Genomic DNA, 23380 nt, shown 5'->3' on the forward strand with positions numbered 1-23380 from the left:
ATAACAAGGAAACTCCGCCGATGAACGACAAAATCAACCAGGACAGTATCAACAAAGCACTGTGGGCTGCCTGCGACACCTTCCGCGGCACCATCAGCGCCGATACTTACAAAGATTTCATCCTCACCATGCTGTTTTTGAAATATATCTCCGATGTCTGGCAGGATCACTACGAAGGTTACCAAAAAGAGTATGGCGATGAGCCAGAACTGATTGAAGAGATGATGAAAAACGAGCGCTTTGTGCTGCCGCGCGAGGCTAGTTTTTACGCACTGTTTGATCGTCGCTTCGAGCCCGGCAACGGCGAGCGTATCGACCAGGCACTGCACGCCATTGAAGAAGCCAACGGCACCAAACTGAAAGATGCCGGTAAAAGCGTGTTCCAGGACATTTCCTTCAATACCGACAAACTCGGTGAAGAAAAGCAAAAGAACACCATTCTGCGTCATCTGCTGGAAGACTTCGCCAAGTCGGAACTCAACCTCAAGCCCAGCCGTGTCGGCAGTTTGGATGTGATCGGCAACGCCTACGAGTATCTAATCAAAAACTTCGCCGCCAGTGGCGGCCAAAAGGCGGGTGAATTTTATACTCCGCCGGAGGTGAGTGACTTGATTGCCGAGCTGCTCGACCCGCAACCGGGCGACAGCATCTGCGATCCGGCCTGCGGTTCCGGCTCCTTGCTGATGAAGTGTGGCCACAAGGTTGTCGCCAACCATAACAGTAAGCAGTACGCTTTGTATGGTCAGGAAGCAATCGGCTCCACCTGGTCGTTGGCCAAGATGAATATGTTCTTGCACGGCGAGGACAATCACAAAATCGAATGGGGCGATACCATCCGCAATCCAAAACTGCTGGATAAAAACGGCAACCTGATGCTGTTTGACATCGTCACTGCCAATCCGCCGTTCAGTCTGGACAAATGGGGTCATGACGAAGCTGAGCACGACAAGTTTGGCCGCTTCCGTCGCGGCATCCCGCCGAAAACCAAGGGTGACTATGCTTTTATCCTGCACATGATCGAAACCCTCAAACCGAAAACCGGACGCATGGGTGTGGTGGTGCCGCATGGCGTGCTGTTCCGGGGGTCCTCCGAGGGCAAGATCCGGCAGCAACTGATCGACGAAAATCTGCTCGATGCCGTGATTGGCCTGCCGGAAAAACTCTTTTACGGCACCGGTATCCCCGCTGCGATTCTGATCTTCCGTAAAGACCGCCTCCCTCTCCCTCAGGGAGAGGGTAGGGGTGAGGGGCCAGGCATTCTGTTTATCGACGCCAGCCGCGAATTCAAAGCCGGTAAAAACCAGAACCTGCTGACTGATGACAATATTGCCAAAATCGTTGCGACCTACCAAGCGCGTAAAAGCGTGGATAAGTACGCCTATCTCGCCAGCCTAGAGGAAATTAAAGAGAACGACTACAACCTCAACATCTCGCGTTATGTCGATACCTTTGAAGAAGAGGAAGAAATTGATCTGATGGCGGTGCGTAAGGAAAGGCTGGAACTTAAAAAACAGCTTGCTGCATTGGAAATGGAAATGGAAAGCTACCTGAAGGAACTGGGCTATGAGTGACAGTGGCAGAAAGGGCAGAGGCAAAAATCTTGATCCGGATGTCATCCTGCCAGTACCATGCCACCTGAGCGAGTTGCCCGATAGCTACCCAGAGCTACTGGAAAGCGTGAAATCGCTGGTCAGGCATGAACGCCTGAAGGTGATACAAAGCGCCAATGCCTAAATGATTCTGCTTTATTGGCAGATTGGCCAGCACATCTTAAGGCGTCAGCAGCACGAGGGCTGGGGCGCCAAAGTAATCGATCGCCTGGTTTATGACCTCAAACGGCATTCCCGGAAATGGGCAGCTTTAGCTCCCGCAATCTGAAATACATGCGCAAATTTACCGAGAGCTGGCCCGACCTGGAATTAGTGCAGCGGTGCGCTGCACTAATTCTCTGGGATTGCAAAGCAATGCACAATGAGAATTCGCTATCAACATAACTTAAAAAGGTAAACAAGGTGGACAAGCAACTGATCACCCAACTTAAAACGCGATTCGATCAATCCTTACACCGTCTGGAAGACGCCGATATTGAATTCTGCTATGCCCAAGAGCTGATGGTCCTGCTGGGCTATGACCGCTGGGAGAACTTTCTCAATGTTATTGAAAAGGCAAAACATGCCTGCAGGAACAGCAAGATAGAAGTCGAAAACCATTTTCGTGACGTTACGAAAATGGTCGCCATAGGGTCGGGAGCTGAATGCTAGAATGCGAAATGATCAAGTATCTGAAGGAGTTGGGTTATGGTACCTAGGGGGTGGAGAAAAGGGCTTTTCGAAGAGGGGATAGAACTGATATCTGGTCAGCATGTTGAAGCAGATCTAGTGAATACAGTTGGTATAGGTCGCCCATATTTGACAGGGCCAGCCGATTTTCTCAATGGAAAAATCATCGTAACCAAGTACACAGAGAGTGGAAAAAAATTTAGTAAGAAAGGCGATCTTTTAATCACCGTGAAAGGCTCTGGAACAGGCAAAGTTGTCGAATCTGATGGCGCTTACGCTATCAGTCGACAGCTCATGGCAATTCGTCCCACTAGGTTCTATGTGAGATTTACATACTACAACTTGCTTGCAAGGATTGCTCGGTACGAGGAAGCTGCGGCCGGCTTGATTCCTGGTATATCACGAGATGACGTGTTACATACCCCACTTTTAATTCCCCCGCTTCCCGAACAAAAGAAAATCGCCCAAATTCTTTTCACCTGGGATAAGGCGATCACCACCACCGAGCAACTGCTCGCCAATAGCCGGCAACAAAAAAAAGCCCTCATGCAACAACTGCTCACCGGCAAAAAACGGTTCGATCGGAGTTCCGGTACCTATGGGTTCCAGAAAACCAGATATGGAGAAATTCCATCCGATTGGAGTTATCTGGCTATTAAGGAAGTTTGCACCGAGATCTCAGAGAAGAACTCTACTGGGCGGAATTACCCGGTACTCTCATGCTCGAAGCATGAAGGCTTCGTTGATTCACTAAAGTACTTCAAGAAACAGGTATACAGTGAAGATACCTCTAGTTACAAGGTTATTCCTCATGGTTGTTTTGGATTTCCAGCAAACCATATTGAAGAGGGATCAATCGGGCTTCAGACGTTCTATGATGTTGGTATTATCAGTCCGATCTACGTTGTTTTTAGAGCAGATAGTCGCAAAGTGAATAATGACTATCTATTTGCAATATTTAAAACCGAGCATTATCGCCAGATTTTTAGTGCTGCAACCAACGCATCGGTTGATCGCAGAGGCAGTCTTCGTTGGAAGGAGTTCAGTGCAATTCATTTACCGCTCCCCCCACTTGAAGAGCAAAACAGGATCACGAGGATTCTTAAATCCGCCGATCAGGAAATAGACGCCTTACAACAAAAACTTGACTGCCTGAAACAAGAGAAAAAAGCGCTGATGCAGCAGTTGCTAACGGGTAAGCGCCGGGTCAAAGTCAACGGCCTTGCCACCTAAACCTAAAGGATGAGTTTATGAAAATTAAACAGTTCCGGTTACATAACTTAGGCCGATTCAAGTTATTGGAAGCACCTTTAGCACCAACGCAACAGACGACATCAAATGTAACAGTATTAGTTGGTAATAATGGTGCCGGTAAAACTTCAATACTGAGAGCATTGGCTACCTCACTGAGCTGGTTTGTAGCGAGATTGCGTAGTGAGAAAGGCAATGGCAGCCCAATTCCTGAAGAGGTAATTTTCCATGGTGCATCTTCGGCTGCCATTGATATAGCGGTATTTGATGAACGTGGACAATCAGCTAATCCAGAAGCCAATGAAGAAGACTTTTTTTATCAATGGACATTAACGAAAACGCGCAAGGGAAACAAAGGTGAACACACAAGCCATCTGAATGATGCTTCAAGGCTGGCAGATTATTATCGTTCAGCCTTATCCAACAATGACAAAACTAGCTTGCCGCTCATTGCTTTTTACCCGGTTGAACGGGTGGTACTCGATATTCCACTTAAAATCAAAGAAAGGCATACGTTTTTACAGCTTGATGGTTATGATAATTCGCTCAATCAAGGTGTCGATTTTCGCCGCTTTTTTGAGTGGTTTCGCGAACGTGAAGATACCGAGAATGAGTCCGGGATTTCGCAGGATATGCTCAATAAATTGCTAGAAATGCTGGGCAGTGAGAAAAACAGTGTATGGGAAAAACTACTCGCGCTTAAAGCCTCATCAAGAGACAGGCAGCTCACAGCGGTACGGACGGCTATTGCCAATTTTATGCCTGGGTTTAGCAATCTAAGAGTGCGCCGTAAACCAAGACTGCATATGTCTATCGATAAAGATGGCGAGACTTTTAACGTATTGCAGCTATCCCAGGGTGAAAAATCGCTGATGGCACTGGTGGGTGATATTGCCAGACGACTAGCGATGATGAATCCGTCCCTTAATAATCCTTTGCAAGGGGACGGTGTGGTCTTAATTGATGAAGTCGATATGCACCTGCACCCGTCGTGGCAGCGTAGCATTATCGAGCGGCTAACCAATACCTTTCCCAATTGCCAGTTTGTATTAACTACTCACTCACCTTTGGTTATCAGTGATTGTAAAGATGTGCTGGTGTACTCACTCAATAGCGGTGAGCTGACTCTAGTTCCATCTCAATATGGCCAGGATGCAAATAGTGTATTGCTAAATGTGATGGATACCCATATCCGAAACGCTGAGATTGCGAAAAAACTAAATGATCTGCTAGATCACATTCAAGATAGGCGATTGTCAGAAGCCAGAGAACTACTGACTGAGTTGGGGCGTGAGTTACCTGCTAATCATATAGAGCTTGCAAAAGCAAAACTATTATTGCGTAAAAAGGAGTTACGTGGTGAGAAAGATTAACAAAGGACGGGAGCCTGCAAGTTTAATCGCTTGGAAACGTACCAACCCTGTAGGCGACTATAATCAACTAACAGAGATCGAACGCCAAGATATCCGTGATGCTTGTTTGCAAGAGCAGTTTTATCTTTGTGCTTACTGTTGCCAGAAAATCACTGGAGAAAATGATGATTGTATGAACGAGCATGTCGAAGCGCGTCATTTGGCACCAAATCGGAGCCTTGACTTCGGTAATATTGTTGCCAGTTGTACTACTCCTAATCAGTGTGACGCAGCCCATGGTTCGCAGCCTTTATCATTAACACCTCTAATGGCTGAGTGTGAAACTGAATTACGGTTCAAAATTAGTGGGCGAATTGAAGGGCTTACAGATCAGGCCAAAGAAACTATAAGAGTCCTAAACCTAGGGGACACTGAGGTCAATAATAAGGCTCTTATTGAAAAACGTAAAAATCTATCTGAATCCCTTCTTTGGAAAAATGGCGTAGATCCCAGTGAAGGATTAGATGACGATGAATTAATTAAAGCAGTTATCGATGACATATCTCAACCACAAAATGGCAAGTTGGAGTCTTTTGCCCCTGTTGTTGTAAATATTCTAAGGAATTGGTTGACTACCTAGAGTGTTTATTCGCACCTCGAACATCAAGCATAGGAAGAAAGAATAAAATGGCACAAGATACACCCAAATTCCAAAAAGAATACAGCGCCAAGTTGCCAGTGCTGACATCATTGACCAACCTGAGATGGTCGTTCTTTTTTTATGAATATTCATCGGATAAGGCGACCACTCTGACTACACCATGCGGTGAGAGCCTGTGGGGCTCTTGTCATCGGGGTGGAACATTTAAAAACGGTGGGTTGTCGCTGATTTGTTACGCTGGCTCAGTCGGCAGAAGCCCCAGTAAGTTCAATAGCCGTTTGCTCGTGAATTCACTGCGTAGTGTAATTACTGCAGTTTACTCAGGCAAACTGTTTGAAAGTTTATTTTCAGGTGTTAGTATTCACCTTACGACTCATCCTTTGCAGGGCCATTTATTTGGTTTCTGCTTGGGGCGGAAAAACCGCATTTCGGGCGGTTTTTTCATTTTCGCAGAAAACATAGCCGCCACGCTTAGTGCTCTTCAGGGCAACGCGCAACCTTGGCGGCTTTTTTCTGCTTACAAGAAGGCAGTATGACGGACGATCAGCTACCCCAGGCACCTTCCGGCGAGTTTGTCATGTTCACCAGCCAGGATGGAAAGGTGCGTATCGAGTGTCGCTTCGAATCAGATACTCTCTGGCTATCACAGGCCATGATTTGTGAGCTGTATGGCAAGGCCAAGGCCACGATCAGTGAGCATATCAAGCACATCTTTGAGGAAGGCGAACTGGTGCAGGATTCAGTTGTTCGGTTTTACCGAACAACTGCCGCCGATGGCAAAAGCTATCCTGTGCAGTTCTTCAGCCTGCCGTTGGTTCTGGCTGTAGGATACCGGGTGCGCTCAGTCCGCGGTATCCAGTTTCGCCAGTGGGCGACCCGGACACTGGAAGAATACCTTATTAAGGGTTTTGTCATGGATGATGAGCGTCTGAAGAATCCACCGGTCGGCACTTCCATCGTACCCGACTACTTCAGCGAAATGCTGGAGCGTATTCGGGACATTCGCGCCAGTGAGCGACGCATGTACCTGAGAGTGAAGGAAATCTTTGCTCTGGCCGCCGACTATGAGCCGTTGAACCGTGAGACTACTCAGTTCTTTCAAATCATGCAGAACAAGCTTCATTACGCCTGTACCGGCCTTACCGCTGCTGAACTGATCAGCCAGCGCGTTGATGCGCTCTTGCCGAATATGGGGCTAACCAGCTTCAAGGGGGATGAGGTACGTAAGTTCGATGTCACCATTGCCAAAAACTACCTGAAAGAAGATGAAATCACAGAACTGAACAGAATTGTTACCATGTGGCTAGATTTTGCCGAGGATCAGGCTATGCGGCGAAAGCAGGTCTTCCTGCGTGACTGGCAAGAGAAGCTTGATCAGTTCCTGCAGTTCAATGATAGGACTGTCTTGACCAATGCCGGTAAGGTGACCAAGGCAGAAGCAGATCAAAAAGCTCTGGCAGAATACGAAAACTATGCCCAGCGGCGTCGTCAATTAAAAGAGGCAGAAGGCGAACGAAATAACTTCAACGCATTACTTGAGTGGCAGAATAAAAAGTCGAACAAGAAACAGCCATGACCCAGACACTGCCAAAGTTTCAGGAAGAATACAGCGCCAAACTCCCGGCACTGGCGCTGTTGATTAATCTGGGCTGGTCGTTCTTTCCCCCTGAACAAGCACTAACTGCCCGCGGTGGCAGGCAGGATGAGGTGGTGCTGCGCGATGTGTTACGAACAGAGCTGCAAAAACGCCGCTTTACTTTTGCTGGCCGTGAGCATGCTTTATCGGATAAGACGATCGATAACCTCATTGCGGAAGTATGCAGCCTAGCGCTGAACGAGGGCTTGCTAACTGCCAATGAGAAACTATACAACCATCTGCTGTACGGTATTGCGGTCACCGAGTTTGTGGAGGGCAAAAAGGCCAATCCGACCATTGCCCTGATCGACTGGCAGAATCCGGCCAATAACAGCTTTGTGTTTACCGAAGAATTCAGCGTGATGCGCTCCGGGAGTGTGGATTGCCGTCGGCCGGATATCGTCTGCTTTGTCAACGGCTTGCCGCTGGTGGTGATCGAGGCTAAACGGCCAGATGGCCATGCGCAAAAAGGCCCGACCCTTGAGGAAGGGATTTCGCAAAGCTTGCGCAACCAGCGCCATGACGAGATTCCGCACTTGTTTGTCTACAGCCAGTTACTGTTGTCGATCAATGGCACGGAAGGGCGTTACGGCACCTGTGGCACACCTGCCAAGTTCTGGGCTGTTTGGCGCGAGGAGGATATTTCCGATGCCGAGATGTTTGCGCAGAAAAATAAAAAGCTGAGTCAGAATCAAATCACTGCGTTATTCAACCACCGCCCGACTGGGAACCTGAATTGGTATCAAACCTTGATCGGAGGAGGCGAGCTAGCTGTGACCGGACAGGATCGCATTTTGATCAGTTTGCTGCAACCGGTGCGTTTGCTGGAAATGACCCGCTTCTTCACCTTGTTTGATAAGAAGGTGGGCAAGATTGTGGCGCGCTATCCGCAAGTGTTTGGTATCAAGCGCCTGATCGAGCGCATCAATACCTTTGAGCCCTCACCCCAATCCTCTCCCGGCGGGAGAGGACGCAGAAAGGGTGGGGTGATCTGGCACACCACTGGTTCCGGTAAGTCATTCACGATGCTGTTTTTAAGCAAGGCGCTGATCCTGCACGACTCGCTGAAGCAGTGCCGCATTGTGGTGATAACGGACCGGGTCGATCTGGAAAGCCAGCTTAGCAAAACCTTTGCCTCGGGTGGCGAGTTGGCCAGCAAGAAAGACCGGGAAGCAGCGATGGCCACTTCAGGGCGGCGCCTGGCCGAGCAGATAGGCCAAGGTAGCGAGCGCATCATTTTCTCGTTGATCCAGAAATTTAATACCGCTACCAAATTACCTGAATGCGTCAACACCAGTCCGGACATCATCGTGCTGATCGACGAAGGCCACCGCAGCCAGGGTGGCGAGAACCATATCCGCATGAAGCAGGCGCTGCCGAATGCCGCTTTGGTAGCTTTTACCGGTACGCCGCTGCTGAAAGACGACAAGACCACTAATAAGTTTGGTCCGATCGTGCACGCCTACACCATGCAGCGTGCGGTGGAAGACCAGACGGTCACGCCATTGTTGTATGAAGAACGAATTCCCGATCTGGAGGTGAATGAACGCGCCATCGATAGTTGGTTTGACCGCATTACCGAAGGCCTGACCGGGGAACAGAAAACAGATCTCAAACGCAAGTTCGCCAAGAAAGGCCAGGTGTACAGCGCCGATGACCGCATCCGCCTGATTGCACTCGATATCGCTAACCACTTTGTTAAAAACATCGATGAAGGCTTAAAAGGCCAGCTGGCCTGCGACAGCAAAGCCTCGGCCATCAAATACAAGAAGTATCTGGATGAAGCGGGATTGTTTGAATCGGCGCTGGTAATGAGTCCGCCGGATAGCCGGGAAGGCAATACCGCCGTGGATGAGTCCACCATGCCGGAAGTGACTCAGTGGTGGAAGGAGAATGTCGGCTCCCGGGACGAGCAGGCTTATACCAAGGCCGTGATCGAGCGCTTCGATCAGGATAATTCACTCAAGCTGTTGATCGTGGTGGATAAGCTGCTGACCGGCTTTGACCAACCCAAGAATATCGTGCTCTATATCGATAAACCACTGAAGGAGCACAACCTGATCCAGGCGATCGCGCGCGTGAACCGCCTGCATCCGAAGAAGAAATTTGGTCTCTTGATCGACTATCGCGGCATTCTGGCCGAGCTGGACACCACCATCGCTAAATACCAGGATCTCGCTTGCCGCACGCAGAGTGGGTACGACATCGATGATATTGCCGGGCTTTACCGCCAGATGAGCACCGAGTACAAGCGCTTGCCGCAACTGTACAAAAATTTGTGGGCGATTTTCGCTGATGTGAAAAACAAGAACGACATCGAGCAACTGCGTCAGGTGCTGGTGCCCAGGATGGAAGAGCGCAATGGCGAGCGGGTAGATGTGCACCTGAAGGCGCGGGAAGACTTTTACGAAGCGCTGACCGAATTCGCCAGTTGCCTGAAAGTGGCGTTGCAATCGGCTACATTCTTCGAGGATAAGAGTTTTACCGATGATGACCGCCGCCATTATAAGGAAACGATGAAGCAGTTCTCCAGCCTGCGGCAGCTAGTGCAGCAGGATAGCGGGGAAATCGTCAACTACGATCAATACACCTCTCAGGTGAAAAAACTGCTGGATAAACATGTGATAGGGGTGGAGATCAAACAGCCTGCTGGGGTATATGAAGTCAACAAAATGGGGCAAAAAGCGAACCCCGAGAATTGGAGCGAGGAAAAGACCCGCAACGAAACCGACATCATCAAGACCCACGTCACCAGGATGATCGAGCAGGCGTTACGTGATGACCCCTACGCGCAGGAAGCCTTTTCCAAACTGCTGCGCCAAGTGATTGAGGAGGCCGAGAAACTGTTCGATCACCCGCTGAAGCAGTATCTGCTGTTTCGCGAGTTTGAACAGCAAGTGCAGGCGCGCAGGCTGGACGATATCCCAGATGTTTTTGCTGGTAACCGGCACGCGCAAGCTTACTTCGGCGTGTTAAAAAAGACACTGCCGGAAGTGTTTGCCATTGACGATCAGCAAGTGCAGGATAAATGGATCAAACTGGCCTTTGCCGTGGATAAGTGTATTGAAACTTCAGTGGCCGAGCACTCCATCAATCCGCAAAACATCGAAGCCGACATCCGCAAGAAGCTGTTGCCCATGATGTTCAAAGAGTGTAAAGCGATTGGCGGGGGGATTGATCAAGCCAAGGCGATTGTGGAATGGGTGGTGCAGATTACTCGGCTGGGCTTGAACGGAATGTAGGGTAAATGAGTGTCACGATTCATAAACCGATCAAGTCAAGCCACACCCTGAGCTTCAATTATGGGGATGAACAGATCTTCTTTGAGCGGCTGCCGCGTAGCGAGGGAATTAACCGGATATTGATCAAAGTGCGTCCGGATTGCCGGGTTGAAGTAGTTGCCCCGGCCCAAAGCAATGATGCAGAAGTGCTGGCTGCCGTGAAAAAACGTGGCCGCTGGATTTACCAGCAACTGCGTGACTTTCGCGCGCAGCTTGCGCATGTTACGCCAAGGAAGTACATAAGCGGAGAAAGTCATTACTACCTGGGTAAACAGTATCTGCTCAAGGTGATGGCAGCGCCCGATGCGGTACAGGGGGTGAAGCTGCTGCGCGGTAAGCTGGAAGTGACCGTTCCCCAGAAAAATGCTGAAAAAGTACAACAGTTACTCACCGATTGGTACAAAGTTCGTGCCAAAGATGTTTTCGCCAAGCGGCTGGATGCCGTGCTGGGGCAAGCACTTTGGGTAGTTGATCGTCCTCCGCTTCGCATGCTTACCATGCAAACCCAATGGGGAAGTTGCTCACCCAAGGGCCGATTGACGCTTAATCCTCATCTGGTGAAAGCTCCCCGCGAATGCATCGACTACGTGATCCTGCATGAGCTTTGTCACATCGCTGAGCACAATCATAGCGAGCGCTTCTACCGGCTGATGAAGCAGATGATGCCGGAGTGGGAGAGGATTAAAGAGCGATTGGACGGAATGGCCATGCGATATTTTGTGTAATTCCATCTCCAAATCAAACGTGACGCGAAGGTGAGCCGCAGACAGTATAAATAATACGGCAAGGAGAAGCCGACAAAGTCAGGTTGGATTTAGAAATGAAATAACAGATCGATAAATTCAGTCTTTTGATATGCTGCCTACACTGGTAATGCGCGCAGGAAAGTATGGGGTACTGATAGTAGTGTAATATAAGCTTGTTTGGATTAAACGAGTTTAGCAAATCGGGAAACCAGTTTTTGCCAATTGAGGTAGAGGTTATGATTTTTGTGCTTTTCTACGGCTATCCAAGGAGGTAAACAGACAATTCACAAGACGAAACTTCACAAACACACTTTCTGCGCAATTTTCCAAACGCGGCTTTCTGGTTTAACCACTGTTTCTATCGCGCTTCAATGACTCTTGATTACGCTACCCTTGATTTGTTGCGCCAAAATCATCCGGCTTGGCGTTTGCTGCGCTCCGATCACGCACCATTGGTAGCTAGCTTTTTACAGCGCGTATTCATCGTGCCCAATGTGCGAGTGATGGCGCAAGCGGATTTGTCCGAGGCACTGGAAGATGAGTTGTTTGCTCTGCGCGAACGATTGGGAGCAGATGCATTTCCCAAGGCCGCACTGGAGTACCTCAATGACTGGGCCGGTACCGAGAAAGGCTGGTTGCGCAAGTTCTATACCCATGGGTCGGATGAGCCGCATTTCGATCTGACTCCAGCCAGTGAAAAAGCAATTGCCTGGTTAGCCACGCTGATCGAGCGTAGTTTCGTCGGCACGGAATCGCGCCTGCTTACCCTGTTTGAGTTACTTAAGCAGATGAGTGAAGGCAGTGAAATCGATCCTCAGGTACGTATTGCCGAATTGGACAAACGCCGCGATGAGATTGATGCCGAGATTGCGCGCGTACAGGCTGGTGACATACAACTGTTGGACGATACGGCGCTAAAAGATCGCTTTCAGCAATTCATGCAGCTGGCGCGTGAGTTGCTCGCGGATTTCCGCGAAGTGGAGCACAACTTTCGCAACCTGGATCGGCGCGTGCGTGAACGCATCGCGCTGTGGGAAGGAGCCAAGGGAGCTTTGTTGGAACAAATCATGGGAGAACGCGACGCCATTGCCGATTCGGATCAGGGGCGCAGTTTTCGAGCTTTCTGGGATTTTCTGATGTCGAGCAGTCGGCAGAAAGAACTTTCGGTTTTGCTCGAACGAGTTTTATCCTTGCCGCCAGTCGCTGAACTCAAACCAGACATCCGCACTCGCCGGATACATTATGACTGGCTGGAAGCGGGTGAGCACACGCAGCGCACGGTGGCTCAGCTCTCGCAGCAGTTGCGGCGCTTTTTGGATGATCAAGCCTGGCTGGAAAACCGCCGCATCATGGATATTTTGCACGAGCTAGAAGTCAAGGCGCTGGCGCTGCGGGAATCACCTCCACCAAGTGAGATAATGGACATTGCCGACATGGCTGCTACCATCGAGCTACCGATGGAACGGCCGTTATACACGGTAAGCGTCAAAACGGCGATCGCAGAAATCGAACTGCAATCAGGCGATGTTGAAGAAGACGCAGCATGGTCAATGCAAGTGTTGTACTCGCAAGTGGTGATCGACAAAGGACGGTTGACGCGGCACATCCGCCACGCTTTACAGGATCGCTCCCAAATCACGCTAGGTAAGCTGTGCGAACTACAGCCGCTACAGCATGGCCTGGCGGAACTGGTGGCCTACCTGGAACTCGCCAACAATTCCTTCAAATCCGTGGTAGATGAAGAGGTAACCGAAACGATCGTTTGGCAAAGCTTCGGCACGAAGGGTGAAGAAAAGATCAAACAAGCACGTGTGCCACGCGTGATTTTCGTGAAATAGTCATGACAGAACAAGCTGTTGAAAATACCGCACCTAACTATGACTTGTCAGCCGTAGTCATCCCTTTACTCAAAGGCGTGTTATATCAGGAAAATGATGCCAGTCTGTGGCATGGCCTGATACAACTGCAAGCACGCGTGCGGGACTATGTGGCCGTGCTGGGGCTGGAATTGGAGCTGGATGAGGCCGAGGGTTACGCCTTTCTGCGTGCGCATAAAGAATTGGATGATGACACGACACCCAAACTGCCACGACTGATCGCCAGAAGGCCGTTGTCGTTTCCGGTAAGCTTATTATTGGCACTGCTGCGCAAGAAACTGGCTGAATTCGATGCGAGCGGTAGCGATACGCGGCTGATGCTCAGCCGTGATGAGATCGTGGAGCTGATGCGAGTATTTCTGCCTGAAAGCAGCAATGAGGCTCGCTTGATCGATCAGATCGAAACGCATATCAACAAGATTGTGGAGCTAGGATTCCTGCGTCGGCTGAAACTCGCTGCCGCACCTCCTGGTAAACAAACAGCAGTATTTGAGGTAAAACGCATCCTCAAGGCATTTATCGATGCCGAATGGCTGGTGAATCTCGATGCGCGACTAGCGGACTACCAGGCATATCTTGCGGGTGAACATGGAGAGAGCAGCGATGACTGAACGACAACCTTTAGAACTCGATTTTGTGGCCGATAATGCACTATCGGGCTTCCGCTTGCAGCGCTTGGAAGTATTCAACTGGGGCACCTTCGACGGCCGCGTGTGGAGCTTGCAGCTCAATGGCAAAAACAGCCTGCTAACCGGTGATATCGGTTCGGGCAAATCCACCCTGGTGGACGCGATTACCACGCTGCTGGTTCCAGCGTACCGCATCGCATACAACAAGGCAGCCGGTGCTGACAACAAGGAGCGTACATTGCGTTCCTATGTGCTTGGGCATTACAAATCCGAACGCAGCGAGATGGGGGTGAGTGCCAAACCAGTGGCACTGCGCGACGCCAGCAACTATTCAGTGATTCTGGGGGTGTTTCATAACGAGGGCTACGATCAGACGATCACGCTGGCTCAAGTATTCTGGATAAAGGATGGACAGGGGCAAACTGCCGGGCAACCTGCCCGCTTCTATGTCTGTGCGGAGCGTGCTTTATCGATCGTCACCGATTTTGCCCAGTTTGGCTCCGAGATTGCGCAGTTACGCAAGAAACTGCGTGCTGGAAACGAAAACCAGGGTCTTGAACTATTTGATAGCTTCACACCCTACGGCACCTGGTTCCGCCGCCGCTTTGGCATCGGCAACGAACAGGCACTGGAGCTGTTTCATCAAACGGTGTCGATGAAATCGATAGGCAACCTGACCGATTTCGTCCGCAACCACATGCTGGAGCCTTTTGACGTCGCACCACGCATCACAGCGCTGCTTGCCCACTTCGATGATCTCAACCGCGCACATGAGGCTGTGTTGAAAGCGAAGCGGCAAGTGGAATTGCTTACCCCACTGATCGCCAACTGCGAACAGCATGCTTCCTTGCGCGCGCAGATCGAAGAGCGCCGTGCCTGCCGCGAGGCGCTCAAACCCTATTTTGCCAACCTTAAACTGGGCCTCCTGGAAAATCGACTCGAAGCTTTAGCCATTGAATGGATGAATCAGGACGCCTTGGTCAAGCGCAGTGAAGCACGCCGTGATGCCCAGCGCGCGGAAGTGGATGAACTCAACCGCAGTATTGCTGATAACGGTGGCGATCGCCTCGAACGGTTGGCCCTTGAGATCCATAAAAAAGAACAGGAACGCCAGCTGCGGGAGCGCAAAGCGCAGCGTTACGCCGAACTGGTGCGCACGATTGACGATATACCCGCTGAGAATGAAGTCGATTTCCTTGCCCAGCAACAACGCTTGACAGCACTGGCGGGAGCGGCGCAAATACGTGATGTCCAACTGCAAAACGATCTGACCGAGTATGGCGTCAGCTTGCGCCAGGGCAAGCAGGAACACGATGCCCTGGTTGCCGAAATCATCAGCCTGAAGGCAAGACGCAGCAATATCCCGGCTGAACAGGTAGCCATGCGTACTGCCCTTTGCCAGGCACTGGCTTTGCCGGAGGAGAAGATACCCTTTGCTGGCGAATTGCTGCAAGTGCGTGAGGATGAGCGTGACTGGGAAGGCGCAGCGGAGCGACTGTTGCGCAACTTCGGTTTGTCGCTGCTGGTGCCGGATGAGCATTATCCAGCCGTGGTAAATTGGGTGGATAACACGCATCTTAAGGGACGCCTGGTCTACTTCCGGGTACGCCAGAACGTCCGCAGTGAACATATCGAACTGCACCGGGATTCGCTGGCACGCAAGCTGGTGATCAAACCTGACTCGCTTTTCTACGATTGGCTTGAACGGGAAGTGGCCCATCGCTTCGACCTTGCCTGCTGCATGACGCAAGAGCAGTTCCGGCGCGAGACGCGTGCCATCACACGCGCAGGGCAGATCAAGGCACCTGGCGAGCGTCATGAAAAAGACGATCGCCATCGGCTCGATGACCGCAGTCGTTATGTACTGGGCTGGAGCAATGCGGCCAAGATCGCCGCACTCGAAACCAAAGCGAAAAAACTGGAGAGCCAGCTTGGCGAATTGGCCAGCCTCATCAGCAAAATCCAGGCTGAGCAAAATGCACTCAAAGCACGCCTGACCGCGTTGTCAAAACTTGATGAATATACTGATTTTGGTGAGCTCGACTGGCAATCGCTTGCAGTGGAACTAGCAAAGTTACAGGATGAAAAGTTAGAACTGGAATCGACTTCCGATGTGCTTAAACAACTGACTGAACGGCGGAATGAAGCCGTGGCAGTCTTGCAAAAGACAGAAAACCAGCTAGAAGCACACAAGGACAAGCGCTCCAAAATCGAGCAGAAAAAAAGCGATACCGAGGTCTTGCGTGCACAGACGCAAGCGCTTGTGGATGATTCGGCGCAGGCTGCTCACGCTGCCTATTTCGAGCTGCTCGACACGATGCGCAGCCAGGCGCTGGGCGAACAGCCGCTCACGGTCGACTCCTGCGACTCACGTGAACGTGACATGCGTGACTGGCTGCAAAAGCAGATCGATAGCAAATCCAGTACGCTCAGCACGCTGACAGAGCGGATCATCAAGGCAATGACTTCCTATAAAGAAGAATTCAAGCTGGAGACTGTAGAGATCGATGCCAGTATTGAAGCCGCTTTCGAATACCGTAATATGCTGCACAATCTTCAAAGTGACGATCTGCCACGCTTTGAAGCGCGCTTCAAGGAATTGCTTAACGAGAATACCCTACGCGAAGTGGCGAATTTTCATTTGCAATTGGCGCGCGAGCGGGAAACGATCAAGGAGCGGATTGCCCACATCAATGAATCACTAACCGGCATCGACTATAACCCAGGCCGCTACATCGTGCTGGAAGCGCAGCCAACGCTGGATATCGATATCCGCGATTTTCAAAACGAGTTGCGCACTTGCACCGAAGGCGCTTTGACCGGATCTGATGATAGCCAATATTCCGAAGCTAAATTTTTGCAAATTCGGCACATCATCGAGCGCTTTCGCGGTCGGCAAGGATTGGCCGAGCAAGATCGGCGCTGGACGGCCAAGGTCACTGATGTGCGCAACTGGTTTCTGTTTGCCGCCAGTGAGCGCTGGCGTGAGGACGACAGTGAACATGAACATTACTCCGACTCGGGTGGCAAATCTGGCGGTCAGAAAGAGAAGCTGGCTTATACCATTCTGGCCGCGAGCCTGGCCTATCAGTTTGGCCTGGAATGGGGTGCAGTGCGCTCCCGTTCTTTCCGATTCGTCGTGATCGACGAGGCGTTCGGGCGAGGTTCGGACGAGTCGGCGCAATATGGCTTGCGCCTGTTTGCCCAACTGAATCTGCAACTGCTCATCGTCACTCCCTTACAAAAAATCCATATTATCGAACCTTTTGTCTCTAGCGTAGGCTTTGTTCACAACGAAGATGGCCGTACCTCCAAATTACGCAATCTCTCGATCGAAGAATATCAACAAGAAAAGGTAAGAAAAAACGGATGAGCTGGACCACGCCAGCAGATCTACGCACCCAACTCCAAAGACTATGGGAGCGAGGAGAGATTTTGGCCAGTTTGGTGACAGGTGAATCGCTATTCCCGCGGCGTTTGACTCTCAAGCGCCCCACCTCTACGGAAATAGCAGAACACTTTAGCGAAGTGCGCGTCTGGATTGAGTCACTCAGGAAGATGACATGCTGCCGGTTGGAAATGCGCGAATTCAAGTACCGGCTATTCGGCACTAACACGCTCCCCCATGAGATCTGGATCGACTCGGTTGAGGACGCTTTGAGCCTGATAGGCAAGCAGCGCGAGGTTGCCCGCTTCACTGCCCTGGTTGCGATGACACGCCAACAACAACCAGAATTGCTGGATTGGCTAGCTAAAAAGCCGCAGCGTGCACTGGAACTGGCCGAGGAATGGCAGCGCTTGCTGGCCATCGTCGCCTGGCTCAAAGCCCATCCGCGCCCTGGTGTTTATCTCAGGCAAGTAGATATCCCTGGGATACATAGCAAATTCATCGAATACCATCGTGGCGTGCTTAGCGAATTGCTTGATCTCGTGCTGCCAGCCGAAGCAATTGATTTTACTGCTTCTGGTGTTAATCAATTTGCACGGCGTTACGGCTTTCTTGAAAAACCCCTGTGTATTCGCTTTCGTGTTCTGGATCGAGCCCATGCTCTGTTGCCCGCGGTAGGTGAACAAGATATTTCGCTGGATGCCGCCAGTTTTGCCCGGCTCAATCCAAAATTGTCGCGCGTGTTCATCACTGAAAATGAGATCAATTTTTTGGCTTTCCCCAATGTCAAATACAGCTTGATCATCTTCGGTGCAGGCTATGGCTTCGAAATGTTGCGCAAAGCAACATGGTTAGAGAATTGTCGTATTTACTACTGGGGTGATATCGACACCCATGGCTTTGCCATACTCGATCAACTGCGCAGTCAGTTTGAGCAGGTCGAGTCGTTCCTCATGGACCGCGCCACCTTGTTGGCATTCGAGGCACAGTGGGGTATAGAGACCAAGCCCACTCGCCACGAATTATCGCGCCTGACGCCGGAAGAGAAAGCGCTGTACGATGATTTACGCGATAACCGCTTGCGCAAAAATTTGCGGCTGGAACAGGAGCACATTGGCTTCGAGTGGGTGAAAGCTGCGCTGGCTGCACTCGCGTAAATTTAGTTATGCAGCAAGTGTCATTCTAATTCCCGCTAGGACAAGAAAAAATATTTAATACAAAACTTTTATTCATGGAATATTACGTTCTCCTACTACTGCTATTTATGTTAAAAATTGGAATTACCTTTTGTATGCATAGTATGCTTAGCGGATAAATAAATTACTCGGTCAATTTTAAAGGGCCAGCAGTATGGATGATCACTATCATCCCAGTGCAAACAATGCATACAGAAAGAGACAAGTAGCCTCCAACTGCTAAATAAACAGCAAATATTGGAGACAGAGCACTGGCGTGCAAGGGCAAAATTAACAATTGATAATAAGGTGAGCGATTCGTGAAATTTATTCATGCCGCTGATATTCATCTTGATAGTGCTCTAAAGGGTTTAGAACGTTATGAAGGCGCACCCGTGGATGAAATACGTAGCGCTACCCGCCGTTCCTTTGACAACCTTATTGAGCTTGCGATTGATGAGGAAGTTAATTTCGTGCTACTGGCTGGTGACCTTTATGACGGCGATTGGCGAGACTATAACACGGGTCTTTATTTTGTTGAGCGCATGGGGCGACTGCGGGACGCTGGTATCCGGGTTTATGTTGTCACGGGCAATCATGATGCGACTAGCCAAATCACCAAATATCTTCGTTTACCTGACAACGTCAAGATGTTTGCGACATATACCCCAGAACGGGTCGTTCTGGAAGATTTGGACGTAGCTATCTACGGACAGGGCTTTGCAAGCAGAGCGGTCATGGAGAATCTTTCGCTGGCATACCCTCAAGGTGATCCAAATTATTTCAATATTGGTCTTTTGCATACTTGTCTCGACGGAAAGCCTGGGCATGAGCCTTATGCGCCTTGTACGGTAGATGGTTTGAGGTCTAAAGGGTATCAATACTGGGCGCTTGGTCATGTTCACAAACGCGAAGAGATAAGCCGTGACCCATGGATAGTATTTCCCGGAAATATTCAGGGTAGGCATATTCGAGAGACTGGTCCCAAGGGTTGCACGCTGGTGACTGTCGATAATGGTGAGGTATTAGCAGTTACGCACCGCGATCTCGATGTGCTACGCTGGTCACTTTGTGAAGTTAATTTGACAGATAGTGAGACGGTTTCTGATGCCTACGAGCAGGTACGTAAGGTGCTGCAGCAGGCGCTGGACAGCGCCCAAGGACGGCCGGTTGCAGCACGCCTGGTATTGGAGGGGGCGTGTGTTGCTCATTCACGCTTACATGCTGAGCTGGAACATTGGACGCAAGAATATCGTGCTTTAGCAAATGTTCTAGGTGGTGCAGGGATATGGTTGGAGAAAGTATCTCTTAAGACGCGGCCATCTATTGATGTCGATAGCATTCTGGCACGTGACGACGCGTTGGGTGGACTATTACGGGGTATTCGCAATATGGAGTTGAACGATGCTGCACTCGCTGAACTCGCTCAAGAAGTATCTGCGTTGCGACAAAAACTTCCTGCTGAAATATTAAGTGGCGATGATTGTTTCGATCCATCCGATCCGCAGCAACTGCAAATCGTTCTGGAAGACATCAAGGAACTGCTGGTTAACCGCCTGACAACGACAGAAAAGGCGTGATGGATTCTGGTTTATGAAAATAAGGAAACTTAATTTTGTTGCCTTTGGGCCGTTTACCGAGCGCGCTCTTATTTTTGACCTAGCGGGAGGTGGGCTCCATATCGTTTATGGGCCCAATGAAGCTGGAAAGAGCTCAGCACTCCGTGGCTTGAAAGCTCTGCTGTATGGTATTGACGAACGTACTCCCGACAATTTTCTTCATGACAATGAGAAACTCCGTATAGAGGGATGTATGCGCGCGGCAAATGGAGAAGAACTCACCTTGGCACGCCGTAAGGGGCGCAAGAATACACTCTTGTCACGAGAGGGGGAAGCGCTGGATGATAAGGTGTTGACTCCATTTCTTCAGGGTATAACCCAAGAGCTTTTTGAAATGCTTTTCGGAATAGACCACCAAGCCCTGGTTCAGGGGGGTGAAGAAATTTTAGAACAGAAGGGTGAGGTGGGGCAGGCGCTTTTTTCTGCATCACTCGGTAGCCATACATTACATGCAGTTCTTGCTCAGCTTGACGAAGAAGCCGACGGACTCTTTCGCCCAAGGGGAGCCACTCAAACGATAAACTCAGCCTTGAAAGCCTATATGGATTTGAACAAGGAGATTAGAGAACGATCACTCTCATCCAATCTATGGGAAGAGCATCGCCGTGCATTGGCGCGAAACACGAAAGAATTAGAACAAATTCAAGCTGAACTCGCCAGTAATCGGCTTGAGATTAATCGTTTGAAGCGCATTCAGCGTGTCCTGCCAAAACTGGCTAGGAGGCACGAACTTAAACAAAAGCTTGAGGAATTGGCTAATGTGACTATTTTGCCGGATGATTTTGGAGCGCGCCGCCAGCAGGCCATGGCTGAACGTGAGACAGCACAGGCGATTCTCCAACAGGCCACATCCCGGCTCACTATACTTCAAGGGCAATTTGAAGAGCTCTCTGTTCGTGAGGAAGTGCTGGAGCAAAGTGAAAGTATCGAAGCACTCCATGCGCGCTTGGGGGGTCACCGCAAGGCAATACAAGATCGCCCGCACCTCGAAGCGCAATACATGCAGCTTCTTACGGATGCTGAATCCCTACTTAAAGATATACGCCCCGATCTTGCCCTGGGGGATATTGAAGTTTTGCGTCCTGTACTTGCAAAAAAGCAGCGCATTACCGAATTGGGAAATCAAAATCCTGTTCTGTTATCAAGAATAAAGCAAGCGAATAGCAATCTGCGGGATACAGAAGCGCAACTGGAGGAAGCGCGCAGAGAGCGCCAGAAACTTCCAAAGGTTAAATCACCAGATGCTCTGCATAGAGCCATTGCGTTGGCAAGAAAGTCGGGTGATATGGACAGTGTCATTCAATCTACCCACACTGAGCTTAGTGCATTACAGCAGCAATGTGCTGACCACTTGGCGCGACTCACCTTTTGGACTGGTTCGCTGGAAGATGTTCCCGCTTTGCCCGTGCCAAACAAAGAAAGTATCAACCAGTTTGAACAACTATATACAGACCTCAATAAACGTATTCAACGTCTTAGCGAAAAGCAAGAAGAGACAGCAGTTGCCATGCGCGAGGCATTGCGGCGATTGGATGAGATAGAGCATGTAGGTTCAGTACCGACAGAAGATGAGTTGATGGAGATTAGAACTGAGCGTGATCAGACTTGGCAGTTATTGCGTCGGCAGTGGATTGAGGGGGAAGACGTTAATGCAGAGGCAAGTGCACTTGATGCAGAACGTGCACTTCCCGACGCATTTGAATATCGACTGGCAGAAACTGATGAACTAGCAGATCGTTTGCGCCGAGAAGTCGAGCGCGTGCACACAAAGGCAAGTCTATTGGCTGAATTGGAAAATCAAAAACAACGTGCCAACGAGATCGAAAAGCAGCTTGATAAATGTGTAGCTGAGAAAAGCCAGATTGATAGCGACTGGGTAGCCTTATGGAAATCCTGCAAGATTCAGCCACAAACACCGCGCGAGATGCGAGCATGGCTCGATGATCTGGAGAAACTCCGCGAGCGAGTAGTCCAGTTGAATACACTGCGACAGCGTGTCAGTGAACTGGAACATACCCGTGTCACACAAATACAGTTAATTAAACAACAACTGCAAAGCCTTGGAAGAGAAAGTCCTGATATCACATCACTTGAAGCCGTACTGCTTGAGAGTGAGGAAATCGTTGATAAATTCGAGGAAATCATTCGGCATGGCGAGAAACTGGAGGGGGAGATCGCGGTTCTAAAGCGCAATCAGGAAACTGCCCGCGTGGAATTCAAAAGAGCAAACACTGAACTTGACGATTGGAAAGTGCAATGGAAAGAGGTGTTAGAGGGCGTGGGCTTGGAAGGCAATGCCTCGCCGTCGGAGGTGGCGGAGATCATCGAAAAGCTGAAGGAGCTATTCGCAAAACACAGTGAGGCGGACAAGCTGCAAATACGTATTCAGGCGATGAACAAAGATGCAGACTCGTTCGCTGCTCAAGTCAGCAATGTAGTCACCAACGTGGCACCTGAATTAACTATACTGCCAGCAGATGAAGTGGTAATGCGCCTTAATGCATTGCTATCAGAGAGTCGAACCCGACAATCGCGCCGTCAACAAATAGCAGAACAGTTACAACAAACACGACAGGAGATACTGGATTCCGAGGCGACAATCCGAACCATGGACGAGCGTCTGGATGCCTTATGTGTTGAGGCAAAGCGTGCTAGCCATGCAGAATTAGAAGAGGCTGAGCGCAATTCGATCGAATATCTTCGCTTGAAAGCAGAAATCAGTCACGTGGAGCAAGAACTCCTGGAGGTGGGTGAAGGAGCAACGCTTACGGAACTTGAAGCAGAAGCAAAAGATGTAGCTCCGGATGAGTTGCCGGGAAAGATAGATGCCCTTACTAGCAAAATCGATGAGGAACTGGAGCCAAAACGAACATCTCTCGCCGAGAGCAAGGGGCGCAAGGAAAAAGAAATTGAGCTTATGAATGGCAGCGACCATGCAGCATCGGCTGCAAACGAAGGGCAGTCTGTTCTTGCCAGTATTCGGATTAATGCGGAAAGATACGTTCGTCTAAAACTGGCAGCACGCATTCTGCGTAGTGAGATTGAACGTTATCGTAAAGAAAATCAGGGCCCATTGGTCAAGCGCGCCAGTGAGCATTTCGCTATGCTGACATGCGCATCGTTTAAGGAACTGAGGGCCGACTTTAACGAAAAAGATGAGCCCATTCTTGTAGGCATTCGTCCCAATGGAGAGCAGGTACATGTGGAAGGAATGAGCTCAGGCACCCGCGATCAACTTTATTTAGCTCTTCGATTAGCTTCCCTGGAGAAATATATGGAGAGTTCGGAGCCCATGCCTTTCATTGTGGATGACATTCTTGTTGATTTTGACGATGAGCGTTCCGAAGCTGCGCTGGGTACTCTCTCACAGCTTGCTCAAAAAACGCAAGTTATCCTGTTTACACATCACTCAAAAGTGATAGAGCAGGCAAAGAAGATTGACAGCGCGGTGCAAGTACATTACTTGTAATTAATTGCTTAGCTAAT

At 50.0% G+C, this 23380-nt stretch carries 16 protein-coding genes; all 16 read left to right on the forward strand.

Going from position 1 to position 23380, the window contains the following annotated elements:
- Positions 1–20 precede the first annotated feature (20 nt).
- The 16 genes from R2Q26_RS05460 (at position 21) to R2Q26_RS05535 (ending at position 23363) form a co-directional block, all read left to right on the forward strand.
- Complete coding sequence (locus R2Q26_RS05460) at positions 21–1571, forward strand: type I restriction-modification system subunit M (protein ID WP_317535347.1); 1551 nt, start codon at positions 21–23, stop codon at positions 1569–1571.
- A complete protein-coding gene (locus tag R2Q26_RS05465) occupies positions 1564–1734 on the forward strand; it encodes a hypothetical protein (protein WP_317535348.1) in 171 nt (56 codons plus the stop codon). Before R2Q26_RS05460 ends, R2Q26_RS05465 begins: the two co-directional genes overlap by 8 nt.
- Positions 1735–2012: 278 nt before the next feature.
- Positions 2013–2261 carry a hypothetical protein gene (locus R2Q26_RS05470; protein ID WP_317535349.1) on the forward strand — a complete coding sequence of 83 codons (249 nt, stop codon included), beginning with the start codon at positions 2013–2015 and terminating at the stop codon, positions 2259–2261.
- A 36-nt stretch (positions 2262–2297) separates the two neighbouring features.
- Positions 2298–3512 (forward strand): restriction endonuclease subunit S, encoded by a 1215-nt coding sequence (locus tag R2Q26_RS05475; RefSeq protein ID WP_317535350.1) that lies wholly within the window; start codon positions 2298–2300, stop codon positions 3510–3512.
- Positions 3513–3529: 17 nt separating this feature from the next.
- The gene (locus R2Q26_RS05480; RefSeq protein ID WP_317535351.1) at positions 3530–4903 is read left to right on the forward strand and encodes an AAA family ATPase; all 1374 of its coding nucleotides are present in this window, start codon (positions 3530–3532) and stop codon (positions 4901–4903) included.
- Complete coding sequence (locus R2Q26_RS05485) at positions 4890–5522, forward strand: hypothetical protein (RefSeq protein ID WP_317535352.1); 633 nt, start codon at positions 4890–4892, stop codon at positions 5520–5522. The genes R2Q26_RS05480 and R2Q26_RS05485 overlap by 14 nt, the downstream gene beginning before the upstream one ends.
- A gap of 47 nt (positions 5523–5569) precedes the next feature.
- Positions 5570–6079: a hypothetical protein gene (locus tag R2Q26_RS05490; protein ID WP_317535353.1), complete on the forward strand. Its 510-nt coding sequence runs from the start codon at positions 5570–5572 to the stop codon at positions 6077–6079.
- Entirely contained in the window at positions 6076–7119 is a 1044-nt protein-coding gene (locus R2Q26_RS05495; protein ID WP_317535354.1) for a virulence RhuM family protein, read from the forward strand. The genes R2Q26_RS05490 and R2Q26_RS05495 overlap by 4 nt, the downstream gene beginning before the upstream one ends.
- Positions 7116–10421, forward strand: coding sequence for an HsdR family type I site-specific deoxyribonuclease (locus R2Q26_RS05500; RefSeq protein ID WP_317535355.1), 3306 nt, complete (start codon positions 7116–7118; stop codon positions 10419–10421). The genes R2Q26_RS05495 and R2Q26_RS05500 overlap by 4 nt, the downstream gene beginning before the upstream one ends.
- Positions 10422–10426: 5 nt before the next feature.
- Complete coding sequence (locus tag R2Q26_RS05505) at positions 10427–11185, forward strand: SprT family zinc-dependent metalloprotease (RefSeq protein ID WP_317535356.1); 759 nt, start codon at positions 10427–10429, stop codon at positions 11183–11185.
- Positions 11186–11577: 392 nt separating this feature from the next.
- Positions 11578–13044 (forward strand): DUF3375 domain-containing protein, encoded by a 1467-nt coding sequence (locus R2Q26_RS05510; protein ID WP_317535357.1) that lies wholly within the window; start codon positions 11578–11580, stop codon positions 13042–13044.
- Positions 13045–13046: 2 nt separating this feature from the next.
- Positions 13047–13694: a DUF4194 domain-containing protein gene (locus R2Q26_RS05515; RefSeq protein ID WP_317535358.1), complete on the forward strand. Its 648-nt coding sequence runs from the start codon at positions 13047–13049 to the stop codon at positions 13692–13694.
- Positions 13687–17085, forward strand: coding sequence for an ATP-binding protein (locus R2Q26_RS05520; protein ID WP_317535359.1), 3399 nt, complete (start codon positions 13687–13689; stop codon positions 17083–17085). Before R2Q26_RS05515 ends, R2Q26_RS05520 begins: the two co-directional genes overlap by 8 nt.
- On the forward strand, positions 17082–18257 hold the full coding sequence (locus tag R2Q26_RS05525) for a DUF3322 domain-containing protein (protein WP_317535360.1): 1176 nt from the start codon (positions 17082–17084) through the stop codon (positions 18255–18257). The genes R2Q26_RS05520 and R2Q26_RS05525 overlap by 4 nt, the downstream gene beginning before the upstream one ends.
- A 338-nt stretch (positions 18258–18595) precedes the next feature.
- Complete coding sequence (locus R2Q26_RS05530; RefSeq protein ID WP_317535361.1) at positions 18596–19855, forward strand: DNA repair exonuclease; 1260 nt, start codon at positions 18596–18598, stop codon at positions 19853–19855.
- Positions 19856–19868: 13 nt separating this feature from the next.
- A complete protein-coding gene (locus R2Q26_RS05535; RefSeq protein WP_317535362.1) occupies positions 19869–23363 on the forward strand; it encodes an AAA family ATPase in 3495 nt (1164 codons plus the stop codon).
- The last annotated feature ends 17 nt before the right edge of the window (positions 23364–23380 follow it).

This window comes from Nitrosomonas sp. Is37 (genome assembly GCF_033063275.1).
Taxonomy (GTDB): domain Bacteria; phylum Pseudomonadota; class Gammaproteobacteria; order Burkholderiales; family Nitrosomonadaceae; genus Nitrosomonas.